The 14,011-nt window shown below is 59.9% G+C and carries 9 protein-coding genes; 8 read left to right on the forward strand and 1 reads right to left on the reverse strand.

Annotated features, from left to right (window positions below):
• Positions 1–42: 42 nt before the first annotated feature.
• Complete coding sequence (locus PMI31_RS09700; protein ID WP_008017784.1) at positions 43–1,377, reverse strand: TRZ/ATZ family hydrolase; 1,335 nt, start codon at positions 1,375–1,377, stop codon at positions 43–45.
• Positions 1,378–1,485: 108 nt separating this feature from the next.
• Here PMI31_RS09700 and mtnA point away from each other — a divergent pair, with 108 nt between their 5' ends.
• The 8 genes from mtnA to rpsA all read left to right on the forward strand — a co-directional run bounded on the left by mtnA (position 1,486) and on the right by rpsA (position 13,834).
• The gene (gene mtnA, locus PMI31_RS09705; RefSeq protein WP_008017786.1) at positions 1,486–2,562 is read left to right on the forward strand and encodes an S-methyl-5-thioribose-1-phosphate isomerase; all 1,077 of its coding nucleotides are present in this window, start codon (positions 1,486–1,488) and stop codon (positions 2,560–2,562) included.
• 364 nt (positions 2,563–2,926) lie between these two features.
• On the forward strand, positions 2,927–5,581 hold the full coding sequence (gene gyrA / locus PMI31_RS09710; RefSeq protein WP_008017787.1) for a DNA gyrase subunit A: 2,655 nt from the start codon (positions 2,927–2,929) through the stop codon (positions 5,579–5,581).
• 213 nt (positions 5,582–5,794) lie between these two features.
• Positions 5,795–6,880, forward strand: coding sequence for a 3-phosphoserine/phosphohydroxythreonine transaminase (gene serC / locus PMI31_RS09715; RefSeq protein WP_008017789.1), 1,086 nt, complete (start codon positions 5,795–5,797; stop codon positions 6,878–6,880).
• Positions 6,880–7,974, forward strand: a complete 1,095-nt coding sequence (pheA, locus tag PMI31_RS09720) for a prephenate dehydratase (protein WP_007939916.1) — start codon at positions 6,880–6,882, stop codon at positions 7,972–7,974. Before serC ends, pheA begins: the two co-directional genes overlap by 1 nt.
• A 13-nt stretch (positions 7,975–7,987) precedes the next feature.
• The gene (hisC, locus tag PMI31_RS09725; protein WP_008017791.1) at positions 7,988–9,100 is read left to right on the forward strand and encodes a histidinol-phosphate transaminase; all 1,113 of its coding nucleotides are present in this window, start codon (positions 7,988–7,990) and stop codon (positions 9,098–9,100) included.
• Positions 9,101–9,128: 28 nt separating this feature from the next.
• Entirely contained in the window at positions 9,129–11,336 is a 2,208-nt protein-coding gene (locus PMI31_RS09730; protein ID WP_008017794.1) for a bifunctional prephenate dehydrogenase/3-phosphoshikimate 1-carboxyvinyltransferase, read from the forward strand.
• A complete protein-coding gene (gene cmk / locus PMI31_RS09735; protein ID WP_007973641.1) occupies positions 11,333–12,022 on the forward strand; it encodes a (d)CMP kinase in 690 nt (229 codons plus the stop codon). Before PMI31_RS09730 ends, cmk begins: the two co-directional genes overlap by 4 nt.
• Positions 12,023–12,142: 120 nt before the next feature.
• The gene (gene rpsA, locus PMI31_RS09740) at positions 12,143–13,834 is read left to right on the forward strand and encodes a 30S ribosomal protein S1 (protein ID WP_007973639.1); all 1,692 of its coding nucleotides are present in this window, start codon (positions 12,143–12,145) and stop codon (positions 13,832–13,834) included.
• Positions 13,835–14,011: the final 177 nt, after the last annotated feature.

Here is a 14,011-nt window from a genome sequence, read left to right on the forward strand (position 1 = left end):
AACTTGAAAAATCCTGTTGCCCCGGATTGCGCTCCAGGGTGCTTACGATTCGGTACGGCCGCTGATGCGCTGGCCCCAGGCTTTCGCAACAGTGCCTAGCTGTTGTTCATCAAGGCGTGTCAGGCGACGATCGTCGAGCAGTTGCTTGCCGGCTACCCAAAGGTGTTTCACGCAGTCGCGGCCGGTGGCGTATATAAGCTGCGAAACCGGGTCGTAGACCGGTTGCTGGGCCAGGCCGGAAAGGTCGAAAGCCACCATGTCCGCCGCTTTGCCGATTTCCAGCGAGCCGACCAAGGCCTCGATACCCAGTGCCCGGGCGCCGTTGAGGGTGGCCATGCGCAAGGCGCGATGAGCATCCAGCGCGGTGGCCGAGCCGGCGACAGCCTTGGCCAGCAGGGCCGCGGTGCGGGTTTCGCCGAGCAGGTCGAGGTCATTGTTGCTCGCCGCGCCATCGGTGCCGACCGCGACATTGACCCCGGCCTGCCACAGACGCTCGACCGGGCAGAACCCGCTGGCCAGCTTCAGGTTCGACTCCGGGCAATGAATCACATTGCTGTTGCTTTCTACCAGCAGCGCCAGGTCTTCATCGCTGATCTGGGTCATGTGAACCGCCTGGAAGCGCGGCCCCAGCAAGCCCAGGCGCGCCAGGCGGGCCAGTGGGCGTTCGCCGCGCTGCTCGACCGATTGCTGCACTTCGAAAGCGGTTTCATGCACGTGCATGTGGATCGAGGCGTCCAGTTCTTCGGCGATCACCCGGATTTTTTCCAGGTTTTCGTCGCCTACCGTGTAGGGTGCATGGGGGCCGAAGGTGATCTTGATGCGCTCGTGGTGCTTGAGATCGCCAAACAGTTCAACGCCCTGACGAATGGCTTCGTCCGCGGTACCGGCGCCCGGAATAGGGAAATCGAGGATCGGAATCGCGATCTGCGCGCGAATGCCGCTGTTGTGCACGCGCTCGCTGGCAACCTTCGGGAAGAAATACATGTCAGAGAAACAGGTGATGCCACCTTTGATCTGTTCGGCGATGGCCAGGTCGGTGCCGTCACGCACGAAGTCCTCGTCGACCCACTTGGCTTCGGCGGGCCAGATATGGTTTTCCAGCCAGGTCATCAATGGCAGGTCATCGGCCAGGCCACGGAACAATGTCATCGCCGCGTGCCCGTGGGCATTGATCAGGCCGGGGCTGAGCAGCATGTCGGGCAATTCGCGGATTTCGGTTGCGTTAAGCTTCAGTGCGGCGGAACGTGGACCGATAAACACGATGCGTCCATCACGGATGCCCACGCCATGTTCTTTGAGGACAACACCAGCGGGTTCGACGGGTACCAGCCAGGTCGGCAGCAATAACAGGTCGAGCGCAGCGGCAGTGTTCGGCATCGAGGGTCGGTTCCAGTGCTTTTGTAAAGGATGGCGAAGTATACCCGAGCGTCTTCGCGGGGGGATCGCTATAATCGGCGGCTTTTGTTCATGAGTGCGGGGTGAGGGATGCGCGATCGACTGTTGGCTGCGGAAAAGGTAAAGGCCATCGATTGGCGTGATGGCGCTCTCCATCTGCTGGATCAGCGTATTTTGCCGTTCGAGGAAACCTGGATCGCCTACACCAGCGCCGCCGGTGTGGCCGAAGCCATTCGCTCGATGGTGGTGCGTGGTGCGCCGGCCATCGGCATTAGCGCCGCTTATGGCATCGTGCTCGCGGCCCGTGCCCGGATTGCCGAAGGTGGCGACTGGTACGCGGCGCTGGAAGAGGATTTTGCACTGCTGGCCGATTCCCGTCCCACTGCGGTCAACCTGTTCTGGGCGCTGGGGCGCATGCATGATCGGCTCGATCGCCTGAAAGACAATGCCGATCCGCTGGAGGTGCTGGAGGCCGAGGCCATCGCCATTCACGAAAGTGATCGCGAAGCCAACCTGACCATGGCGCAACTGGGTGTCGACCTGATCCGCAAGCATCAGGGCAACGCCCAGGCGATCCTCACCCACTGCAACACCGGTGCGCTGGCCACGGGCGGCTTCGGCACGGCGCTGGGGGTGATTCGTGGTGCATTCATCGAGGGCATGGTCGAGCAGGTCTATGTCGACGAAACCCGCCCATGGCTGCAGGGCTCGCGGCTGACCGCGTGGGAACTGGCCAATGAAGGCATTCCCGTGACCCTCAATGTCGATTCCGCCGCGGCGCATATCATGAAGACCAAGGGGCCTACCTGGGTCATCGTCGGCGCTGACCGGATCACCGCCAATGGCGACGTGGCCAACAAGATCGGCACCTATCAACTGGCCGTCAATGCCATGCACCACGGCGTGCGCTTCATGGTGGTGGCACCGAGTTCGACCATCGACATGAACCTGGCCAGCGGCGATGACATTCCGATTGAGGAGCGTGATGGTCGCGAGTTGCTGGAGGTCGGTGGCAAGCGGGTAGGCGCGGATGTCGACGCGTTCAATCCGGTGTTCGATGTGACACCGGCGGACCTGATCGATGCGATCGTCACCGAAAAAGGCATCGTCGAGCGCCCGGATACGGCGAAGATGGCGCAGTTGATGTGCCGTAAGCGCCTGCATTGATGATTTCCAGCGCCTGATAGATAGCTATCGCGGGCTTGCCCGCGAAGAGGCCCTAAAAGCCAACAAATCAGCCCGAATCAGTCGCAAATTCTTCATTCAACACAGCTCTAAGCCCCTCTCGTCTCCTTCAAGCCTGTCATCGGTCAACTAACTACTCTCCATGCGCATCTGGGGGATAGGTGCGTGGCGGCTCTTGTGATAACATCCGGCGGTTTCCAGGGTTGCCCGAAGTGGCAGCCCGTACTGCGCAGATCCATGGCATAACTCGTTGATTTGTTGTAAGCCAATGCATGGCACTGAGCCTGCAGCGGCGAGCTTCGTTGGTCCTGACGAAGTTTCACCAGAAAAAGGAATCAGGCTTCTCATGGGCGAACTGGCCAAAGAAATCCTCCCGGTCAATATCGAAGACGAGCTGAAGCAGTCCTACCTCGACTACGCGATGAGCGTAATTGTCGGGCGGGCACTGCCGGATGCGCGCGATGGCTTGAAGCCCGTGCACCGGCGCGTGCTGTTCGCGATGAGCGAGCTGGGCAACGACTACAACAAGCCGTACAAGAAATCTGCCCGTGTTGTCGGTGACGTGATCGGTAAGTATCACCCGCACGGTGATACCGCGGTGTACGACACCATCGTCCGGATGGCGCAGCCATTCTCCCTGCGCTACCTGCTGGTAGACGGCCAGGGCAACTTCGGTTCGGTGGACGGCGACAACGCCGCGGCCATGCGATACACCGAAGTGCGCATGACCAAGCTGGCGCACGAGCTGCTGGCTGACCTGCACAAGGAAACCGTGGACTGGGTGCCGAACTACGACGGCACCGAGATGATCCCGGCGGTCATGCCGACCCGTATTCCCAACCTGTTGGTCAACGGTTCCAGTGGTATCGCCGTGGGCATGGCGACCAACATTCCGCCGCACAACCTCGGTGAAGTCATCGACGGTTGCCTGGCGCTCATCGACAACCCCGAGCTGACCGTCGATGAACTGATGCAATACATTCCCGGTCCGGACTTCCCGACTGCCGCGATCATCAACGGTCGCGCCGGCATCATCGAAGCCTACCGCACCGGTCGCGGGCGCATTTACATGCGCGCCCGCTCGATCATCGAAGACATCGACAAGGTCGGTGGCCGTCAGCAGATCGTCATCACCGAACTCCCTTACCAGCTGAACAAGGCGCGTCTGATCGAGAAGATCGCCGAGCTGGTCAAAGAGAAGAAGCTTGAAGGCATCACCGAGCTGCGCGACGAGTCCGACAAGGACGGTATGCGCGTCGTGATCGAGCTGCGTCGCGGCGAAGTGCCTGAGGTCATCCTCAACAACCTCTACGCCCAGACCCAGCTGCAAGCGGTGTTCGGTATCAACATCGTCGCGCTGATCGACGGCCGTCCGCGAATCCTTAACCTCAAGGACCTGCTGGAAGCTTTCGTCCGTCACCGTCGCGAAGTCGTCACCCGCCGCACCGTGTTCGAACTGCGCAAGGCGCGCGAACGTGGTCACATCCTTGAAGGTCAAGCCGTTGCCCTGTCGAACATCGACCCGGTCATCGCCCTGATCAAGGCCTCGCCAACCCCGTCGGAAGCCAAGGAAGCGCTGGTCAGCACCCCTTGGGAGTCCTCGGCTGTGGTGGCGATGGTTGAACGTGCCGGCGCCGATTCGTGCCGTCCGGAAAACCTCGATCCGCAATACGGTCTGCGCGACGGCAAGTACTTCCTGTCGCCGGAACAGGCGCAAGCCATTCTGGAACTGCGTCTGCACCGCCTGACCGGTCTGGAACACGAAAAACTGCTGGCCGAGTATCAGGAGATCCTCAACCAGATCGGCGAGCTGATCCGCATCCTCAACAGCGCCACGCGCCTGATGGAAGTGATCCGCGAAGAGCTGGAAGTGATCCGCGCCGAATACGGCGACGTGCGTCGCACCGAGATCCTCGATGCCCGTCTCGACCTGACCCTGGGTGACATGATCCCGGAAGAAGAGCGCGTCGTGACCATTTCCCACGGTGGCTACGCCAAGACCCAGCCGCTGGCTGCGTACCAGGCCCAGCGTCGTGGCGGTAAAGGCAAGTCGGCGACCGGCGTCAAGGATGAGGATTACATCGCTCACCTGCTGGTTGCCAACAGCCACACCACGCTGCTGCTGTTTTCCAGCAAGGGCAAGGTCTACTGGCTGAAAACCTACGAAATCCCAGAGGCCTCCCGCGCTGCACGTGGTCGTCCGCTGGTCAACCTGCTGCCGCTGGACGACGGTGAGTACATCACCACCATGCTGCCGGTCGAGGAATACACCGAAGGTCACTACATCTTCATGGCCACCGCCAACGGCACCGTGAAGAAGACCCCGCTGGAATCCTTCAGTCGTCAACGCAGCGTCGGCCTGATCGCGCTGGAGCTGGACGAAGGCGACGTGCTGATTTCCGCGGCCATCACCGACGGCGAGCGCGAAGTGATGCTGTTCTCCGATGGCGGTAAGGTCACCCGCTTCAAGGAATCCGATGTTCGCGCCATGGGCCGTACCGCCCGCGGTGTGCGCGGCATGCGCCTGCCGGAAGGCCAGAAGCTGATTTCCATGCTGATCCCGGAAGAAGGCAGCCAGATCCTCACCGCTTCCGAGCGTGGTTTTGGCAAACGCACGGCGATCACCGAGTTCCCTGAGTACAAGCGTGGCGGTCAGGGTGTTATCGCCATGGTCAGCAACGAGCGTAACGGTCGTCTGGTCGGTGCGGTTCAGGTGCTCGACGGCGAGGAAATCATGCTGATTTCCGACCAGGGTACCCTGGTACGCACCCGTGTCGACGAAGTGTCCAGCCTGGGTCGTAACACCCAGGGCGTGACCCTGATCAAACTGGCCAACGACGAAACGCTGGTCGGGCTGGAGCGGGTTCAGGAGCCGTCGGAAGTCGAGGGTGAAGAGCTGGAAGGTGAAGAGGGTGAAGGGTTTGTCGGTGAGGTCGTGATCGACGACGTTGCCGAAGACCAGCAACTCGACGCCGCCGCTGACGAAGAGCCACAAGAGTAAGTGGATATGAGGGGGCGGATGAAAATTCGCCCCCTTGTTGTTTGTCCCTTTGAAATAATGATGCCCTTGTAGGAGCGAGCCTGCTCGCGATGGTCGTCAACGATGACGCGGGTTTTCTGATAAAACGCGGCGTCTTCAAGTCCATCGCGAGCACGCTCGCTCCTACAGTGTTTGATTGAATGCAGATACCACCAAATCAGAGCGAGATTGGATGTGAGCAAGAGAGCCTATAACTTCTGTGCCGGTCCTGCGGCGCTTCCCGAAGCTGTCCTGCAGCGCGCCCAGGGTGAACTCCTCGACTGGCACGGCAAGGGTCTGTCGGTCATGGAAATGAGCCATCGCAGCGATGAGTTCGTGTCCATTGCCACCAAGGCCGAGCAGGATCTGCGTGATCTGCTGAATATCCCCTCGAACTATAAAGTGCTGTTTCTGCAAGGTGGCGCCAGCCAGCAATTTGCTCAGATTCCTCTGAACCTGTTGCCGGAAAACGGCTCGGCCGACTATATCGACACCGGTATCTGGTCGCAGAAAGCCATCGAAGAAGCTTCGCGCTACGGCCATGTCAACGTTGCCGGCACCGCCAAGCCTTACGACTATTTCGCCATTCCCGGCCAGAACGAATGGAAGTTGTCGAAAGACGCGGCCTATGTCCATTACGCGCCGAACGAAACCATCGGCGGTCTGGAGTTCCAGTGGATTCCGGAAACCGGTGATGTTCCGCTGGTCGCCGACATGTCTTCGGACATCCTGTCGCGCCCGATTGATGTTTCGCGTTTCGGCATGATCTACGCCGGCGCCCAGAAAAACATCGGCCCGAGCGGTATCGTCGTCAACATCGTTCGCGAAGACCTGCTGGGCAAGGCTCGTTCCCTGTGCCCGACTATGCTCAACTACAAGATCGCGGCCGATAACGGTTCGATGTACAACACCCCGCCGACCTTGGCGTGGTATTTGTCCGGCCTGGTGTTCGAGTGGCTGAAAGAGCAGGGCGGCGTCGAGGCCATCGGCAAGCTCAACGAAGTCAAGCAGCGCACGCTGTATGGTTTCATCGATGCCAGCGGCCTGTACAGCAACCCGATCAACAAGTCGGACCGCTCGTGGATGAACGTGCCGTTCCGCCTGGCTGATGATCGTCTGGACAAGCCGTTCCTGGCCGGTGCCGACGAGCGTGGCCTGTTGAACCTCAAGGGTCACCGTTCCGTGGGCGGCATGCGCGCCTCCATCTATAACGCCGTCGACATCAACGCCGTCAACGCGCTGGTTTCGTACATGGCAGAGTTCGAGAAGGAACACGGCTAATGTCTGAGCAAGAACTCAAGGCACTGCGCCTGCGCATTGATGCCCTGGACGAAAAGGTCCTGGAGCTGATCAGTGAGCGTGCGCGCTGCGCCCAGGAAGTCGCGCGAGTAAAGATGGCCTCGCTGGCCGAAGGCGAAGTGCCGGTGTTCTATCGTCCCGAGCGCGAAGCTCAGGTGCTCAAGCGTGTCATGGAGCGTAACCAGGGGCCGCTGGGCAACGAAGAGATGGCGCGGTTGTTCCGTGAAATCATGTCCTCCTGCCTGGCGCTCGAGCAGCCGCTGAAAGTGGCTTACCTCGGCCCTGAAGGCACCTTCACCCAAGCGGCGGCCATGAAGCACTTCGGCCATGCCGTGATCAGCAAGCCGATGGCGGCGATCGACGAGGTGTTCCGTGAGGTGGCGGCCGGTGCGGTGAACTTTGGCGTGGTGCCGGTGGAAAACTCCACCGAGGGCGCGGTAAACCACACCCTCGACAGCTTCCTCGAGCACGACATGGTGATCTGCGGCGAAGTCGAGCTGCGTATCCACCATCACCTGTTGGTCGGTGAAAATACCAAGACCGACAGCATCAGCCGCATTTACTCCCACGCCCAGTCACTGGCCCAGTGCCGCAAGTGGCTGGACGCCCATTACCCGAATGTCGAGCGCGTGGCGGTGTCCAGCAACGCTGAAGCGGCCAAGCGGGTCAAGGGTGAGTGGAACTCGGCGGCGATTGCCGGCGACATGGCGGCCGGCCTGTACGGGCTGACCCGTTTGGCCGAGAAGATCGAGGATCGCCCGGATAACTCCACGCGCTTCCTCATGATCGGTAACCAGGAAGTGCCGCCGACCGGTGACGACAAGACATCGATCATCGTTTCGATGAGCAACAAGCCGGGTGCGCTTCACGAGTTGCTGGTGCCGTTCCACGACAATGGCATCGACCTGACGCGAATCGAGACTCGTCCGTCGCGCAGCGGTAAATGGACCTATGTGTTCTTCATCGATTTCGTCGGCCATCATCGCGACCCGCTGGTCAAAGGTGTGCTGGAGAAGATCAGTCAGGAAGCAGTAGCACTCAAGGTGCTGGGTTCCTACCCGAAAGCAGTTCTCTAAGGGGCGGTAGCAAATGAGTGGCAATTTCCTCGCTCTGGCACAGCCGGGCGTGCAACAACTTTCGCCTTACGTTCCGGGCAAACCCGTGGACGAGCTGGCGCGTGAGCTGGATCTCGATCCGGCCAGCATCGTCAAACTGGCGAGCAATGAAAACCCGCTGGGCCCCGGCCCCAAGGCGCTGGCGGCCATCCGCGATGCGCTGGCCGAGTTGACCCGCTATCCGGACGGCAACGGTTTTGCACTCAAGACCCTGTTGGCCGAACAGTGCCGTGTCGAACTCGATCAGGTCACGCTGGGCAATGGTTCCAACGACATCCTGGAGCTGGTCGCGCGTGCCTATCTGGCACCTGGCCTGAATGCCGTGTTCAGCGAGCATGCGTTCGCGGTCTACCCGATTGTCACTCAGGCTGTCGGCGCACAGGCCAAGGTCATCCCCGCCAAAGACTGGGGGCATGACCTGCCTGCCATGCTGGCGGCCATCGATGCCAACACCCGCGTGGTGTTCATCGCCAACCCGAACAACCCGACGGGTACCTGGTTCGACGCCGAGGCGCTGGACGAATTCCTGCAGGATGTTCCAGAGCATGTGCTGGTCGTACTGGATGAGGCTTACATCGAGTACGCCGAAGGCAGTGATCTGCCGGATGGTCTGGACTTCCTGGCGGCCTATCCGAACCTGCTGGTTTCCCGCACCTTCTCCAAGGCCTATGGCCTGGCGGCACTGCGCGTGGGTTATGGCTTGTCCACGGCGGTGGTCGCGGACGTGCTGAACCGTGTGCGCCAGCCGTTCAACGTCAACAGCCTGGCCCTGGCCGCTGCCTGTGCGGCGTTGAAGGATGAAGAATATCTGGCGCAGAGCCGTCAGTTGAACGAGTCCGGCATGCAGCAACTGGAAGCCGGTTTGCGTGAACTGGGGCTGAGCTGGATTCCGTCCAAGGGCAATTTCATTTGCGTCGATCTTGGTCAGGTCGCAGCCCCGGTGTTCCAGGGCTTGCTTCATGAAGGTGTGATCGTGCGTCCGGTGGCCAACTACGGCATGCCGAATCACCTGCGCATCACCATTGGTCTGCCGGCAGAAAACAGCCGCTTCCTTGAAGCGCTGAGTAAGGTTCTGGCTCGTGGTTGATGTCACTGCACTGCAATCTGCTGAACCTATGATCGGTCGCCTGGTGGTGGTCGGTCTCGGGTTGATCGGCGGTTCGTTTGCCAAGGGTTTGCGTGAAAGCGGTCTATGCCGCGAAGTGGTCGGGGTCGATCTCGATCCGCAATCGCGCAAACTCGCGGTCGAGCTGGGGGTGGTGGATCGCTGCGAGGAAGACCTGGGCGTTGCTTGTCAGGGCGCCGACGTCATTCAGCTGGCGGTACCGATTCTGGCCATGGAGAAAGTGCTCGCGCGTCTGGCCAGCATGGATCTGGGGCAGGCGATCCTGACCGATGTCGGCAGCGCCAAGGGCAATGTGGTGCGCGCTGCCACCGAAGCGTTTGGCAGCATGCCGTCCTGCTTCGTGCCGGGGCATCCGATTGCCGGTTCGGAGCAGAGTGGGGTGGAGGCCTCCAACGCCGAGCTGTTCCGTCGCCACAAAGTGATCCTCACGCCGCTGGAGCAAACCGATCCGGCAGCCCTGGCAGTGGTCGACCGTCTTTGGCGCGAATTGGGCGCCGATGTCGAGCACATGCAGGTCGAGCGTCACGACGAAGTATTGGCTGCGACCAGTCATCTGCCGCACTTGCTGGCGTTCGGTTTGGTCGACTCGCTGGCCAAGCGCAATGAAAATCTTGAGATCTTCCGTTACGCTGCGGGCGGTTTCCGCGATTTCACGAGAATCGCCGGTAGCGACCCGGTCATGTGGCACGACATCTTCCTCGCCAACCGCGAAGCTGTCCTGCGCACACTCGATACATTTCGCAGCGATCTCGACGCCTTGCGCGAAGCGGTCGATGCAGGGGATGGGCACCAATTGTTGGGCGTTTTCACTCGCGCCCGGGTTGCCCGCGAGCATTTCAGTAAAATCCTGGCCCGCAGGGCCTATGTGGACGCTATGAATTCCAACGATCTGATTTTCCTGGCTCAACCTGGTGGCCGCCTGTCCGGTCGGATTCGCGTACCAGGTGACAAATCGATTTCCCACCGTTCGATCATGCTCGGTTCTCTGGCTGAAGGTGTCACCGAAGTCGAAGGTTTCCTTGAGGGTGAAGATGCCCTGGCGACCCTGCAGGCTTTTCGTGACATGGGCGTGGTCATCGAGGGCCCGCACCACGGTCGCGTGACCATTCACGGCGTTGGCCTGCATGGTCTGAAGCCGGCGCCGGGCCCGATCTATCTGGGCAACTCCGGTACTTCGATGCGCCTGCTGTCCGGCTTGCTGGCTGCGCAGAACTTCGACAGTACCCTGACCGGCGATGCCTCGCTGTCCAAGCGCCCGATGAATCGCGTGGCCAATCCGCTGCGTGAAATGGGTGCGGTGATCGAAACCGCTGCTGAAGGTCGTCCGCCGATGACCATTCGTGGTGGCAACAAGCTCAAGGGGCTGACCTACACCATGCCGATGGCCAGTGCCCAGGTTAAGTCCTGCCTGCTGTTGGCCGGCCTGTATGCAGAAGGCAAGACCACGGTTACCGAACCTGCTCCGACCCGCGACCATACCGAGCGCATGCTCCGTGGCTTCGGCTACCCGGTAACGGTCAACGGTGCGACCGCATCGGTCGAGTCCGGCAGCAAACTGACCGCGACCCACATCGAAGTCCCGGGTGACATTTCGTCCTCGGCGTTCTTCCTGGTGGCGGCATCGATCGCCGAGGGTTCCGAGCTGGTGCTGGAGCACGTCGGCATCAACCCGACACGTACCGGTGTGATCGACATCCTGCGCCTGATGGGCGCCGACATCACCCTGGAAAACCAGCGTGAAGTGGGTGGCGAGCCGGTGGCGGATTTGCGCGTACGTGCAGCTAAACTCAAAGGTATCGAGATTCCCGAGGCGCTGGTTCCGCTGGCGATCGACGAGTTCCCGGTGCTGTTCGTCGCCGCAGCCTGTGCCGAAGGGCGCACCGTGTTGCGCGGTGCCGAAGAGCTGCGGGTCAAGGAGTCGGATCGCATCCAGGTCATGGCGGATGGTTTGCTGGCGCTGGGCGTCAAATGCGAGCCAACCCCGGATGGCATCATCATCGACGGCGGCCAGATCGGCGGCGGTGAAGTGCACGGTCATGGTGATCACCGTATCGCCATGGCGTTCAGCGTTGCTTCGCTGCGCGCCAATGCTCCGATCCGCATCCATGATTGCGCCAACGTCGCGACGTCGTTCCCGAACTTCCTGGCGCTGTGCGCACAGGTCGGTATTCGCGTGGCGCAAGAGGCACAGTCGTGAACAACATTGCACCGGTCATCACCATCGATGGGCCAAGCGGTTCGGGCAAGGGCACGGTAGCCGGGATTCTGGCCAAGCGCCTGGGCTGGAATCTGCTGGATTCCGGTGCGTTGTACCGATTGCTGGCCTTCGCCGCGCATAACCATGGTGTCGACCTGACCAATGAAGAGCTGCTGAAGAAACTCGCCGCTCATCTGGATGTGCAGTTCATCGCGGCGACGGACGGTCAGTTGCAACGCATCATTCTGGAAGGTGATGAAGTCAGCGATGTCATTCGTACCGAAAGCGTCGGTTCCGGCGCTTCCCAGGTGGCTGCGCTGCCCGCTGTGCGCGAGGCGCTGCTGCAGCGCCAGCGCGCTTTTCAGGAAGCGCCGGGCCTTGTGGCGGATGGGCGCGACATGGGTACAGTGGTTTTTCCTGACGCACCGCTGAAGATTTTTCTGACCGCCAGCGCCGAGGAGCGGGCACGCCGTCGATATTTGCAGTTGAAGGGCAAGGTCGAGGGTGTTAGTCTGTCGAGTCTGCTAGATGAGATACGTGCGCGCGATGAGCGTGACACCCAGCGAGCGGTAGCCCCGCTCAAACCGGCGGCTGACGCCATACAGCTGGATTCCACGGAATTATCCATCGACCAGGTGCTGGAACGCATCATGAGCGAGATCGCCATCCGCGATATCGCCGGGTGACCAAGAAGGCCGCAGGGGACCAGTCATAGTCCTGCGGTGGCTTCTTTTAAATGAAACTAACCCACACCGTCTGGGGTGTGGAGATGGGCGTATTCTTCGCCCTCATCAACAGGAATTAAAATGAGCGAAAGCTTTGCGGAACTCTTTGAAGAAAGCCTAAAGACCCTGAACCTTCAGGCAGGCTCCATCATCACCGGTGTTATCGTTGATATCGATTACCAGGCTCGCTGGGTAACCGTTCACGCTGGCCTGAAGTCCGAAGCACTGATCCCGCTGGAGCAGTTCTACAACGACGCTGGCGAACTGAACATCAACGTCGGTGACGAAGTTCACGTTGCTCTGGACTCGGTTGAAGACGGTTTCGGTGAAACCAAGCTGTCCCGTGAAAAAGCCAAGCGCGCTGAATGCTGGATCGTTCTGGAAGCAGCCTTCGCAGCCGAAGAAGTGGTCAAGGGCGTTATCAACGGTAAGGTTAAAGGCGGCTTCACTGTCGACGTTAACGGCATCCGTGCGTTCCTGCCAGGTTCTCTGGTTGACGTCCGTCCAGTGCGCGACACCACGCACCTGGAAGGCAAAGAGCTGGAATTCAAGGTCATCAAGCTGGACCAGAAGCGCAACAACGTTGTCGTTTCCCGTCGCAGTGTCCTGGAAGCCGAGAACTCCGCCGAGCGCGAAGCTCTGCTGGAATCCCTGCAGGAAGGCCAACAAGTCAAAGGTATCGTCAAGAACCTCACCGATTACGGCGCATTCGTCGATCTGGGTGGCGTCGATGGCCTGCTGCACATTACCGACATGGCCTGGAAGCGTATCAAGCATCCTTCCGAAATCGTCAACGTTGGCGACGAGATCGATGTCAAGGTTCTGAAGTACGATCGCGAGCGCAATCGTGTTTCCCTGGGCCTGAAGCAGCTGGGCGAAGATCCATGGGTTGCTATCAAAGCCCGTTACCCAGAAAGCACTCGCGTTACCGCTCGTGTAACCAACCTGACCGACTACGGCTGCTTCGCTGAGCTGGAAGAAGGCGTTGAAGGTCTGGTACACGTTTCCGAAATGGACTGGACCAACAAGAACATCCATCCTTCGAAAGTCGTACAAGTCGGCGACGAAGTGGAAGTTATGGTTCTGGACATCGACGAAGAGCGTCGTCGTATCTCCCTGGGCATCAAGCAGTGCAAATCCAACCCATGGGAAGATTTCTCTGGCCAGTTCAACAAGGGCGATAAAATCTCCGGCACCATCAAGTCGATCACCGATTTCGGTATCTTCATTGGTCTGGACGGCGGCATCGACGGTCTGGTTCACCTGTCCGACATCTCCTGGAACGAAGTGGGCGAAGAAGCCGTTCGCCGCTTCAAGAAGGGCGACGAGCTGGACACCGTTATCCTGTCGGTTGACCCAGAGCGCGAGCGCATCTCCCTGGGTATCAAGCAACTGGAAAGCGATCCGTTCTCAGAGTACGTTCAAGAGAACGACAAAGGCGCCATCGTTAAAGGCATCGTGAAGGAAGTTGACGCTAAAGGCGCCATCATCACTCTGGCCGACGATATCGAAGCGACTCTGAAAGCCTCCGAAATCAGCCGTGACCGCGTTGAAGACGCGCGCAACGTTCTGAAAGAAGGCGAAGAAGTAGAAGCCAAGATCATCAGCGTTGACCGCAAGAGCCGTGTAATTCAGCTCTCGATCAAGTCGAAAGACGTTGAAGACGAGAAAGAAGCAATCCAGAGCCTGCGCGACAAGCCAGTAGCTACTGATGCTCCTGTGGCCACCACTCTGGGTGACCTGCTGCGTGCACAAATGGAAAAACAGAACTAAGTTCTGGTTTTCTGTAAAAAAGGGCGACTTCGGTCGCCCTTTTTTGTGCCTTGGATTTGGTGAGTCGCGCCCGGCTTTAGTGGCTTGAGTTGTGAACCAAAGATGCTGAAAAAATGTCTGATTGTTTAGTCGGATCAAGCGCTTATTTGCAGCTAGTCTTTAGCCTGAGGCTAATGA

The organism is Pseudomonas sp. GM55, assembly GCF_000282395.1.
GTDB lineage: Bacteria > Pseudomonadota > Gammaproteobacteria > Pseudomonadales > Pseudomonadaceae > Aquipseudomonas > Aquipseudomonas fluorescens_CC.

Coding starts and splice junctions, on each gene's coding strand:
- PMI31_RS09700 (WP_008017784.1), bottom strand. CDS start 1,377: ATGCCGAACACTGCCGCTGCGCTCGACCTGTTATTGCTGCCGACCTGG.
- mtnA (WP_008017786.1), top strand. CDS start 1,486: ATGCGCGATCGACTGTTGGCTGCGGAAAAGGTAAAGGCCATCGATTGG.
- gyrA (WP_008017787.1), top strand. CDS start 2,927: ATGGGCGAACTGGCCAAAGAAATCCTCCCGGTCAATATCGAAGACGAG.
- pheA (WP_007939916.1), top strand. CDS start 6,880: ATGTCTGAGCAAGAACTCAAGGCACTGCGCCTGCGCATTGATGCCCTG.
- hisC (WP_008017791.1), top strand. CDS start 7,988: ATGAGTGGCAATTTCCTCGCTCTGGCACAGCCGGGCGTGCAACAACTT.
- PMI31_RS09730 (WP_008017794.1), top strand. CDS start 9,129: ATGATCGGTCGCCTGGTGGTGGTCGGTCTCGGGTTGATCGGCGGTTCG.
- rpsA (WP_007973639.1), top strand. CDS start 12,143: ATGAGCGAAAGCTTTGCGGAACTCTTTGAAGAAAGCCTAAAGACCCTG.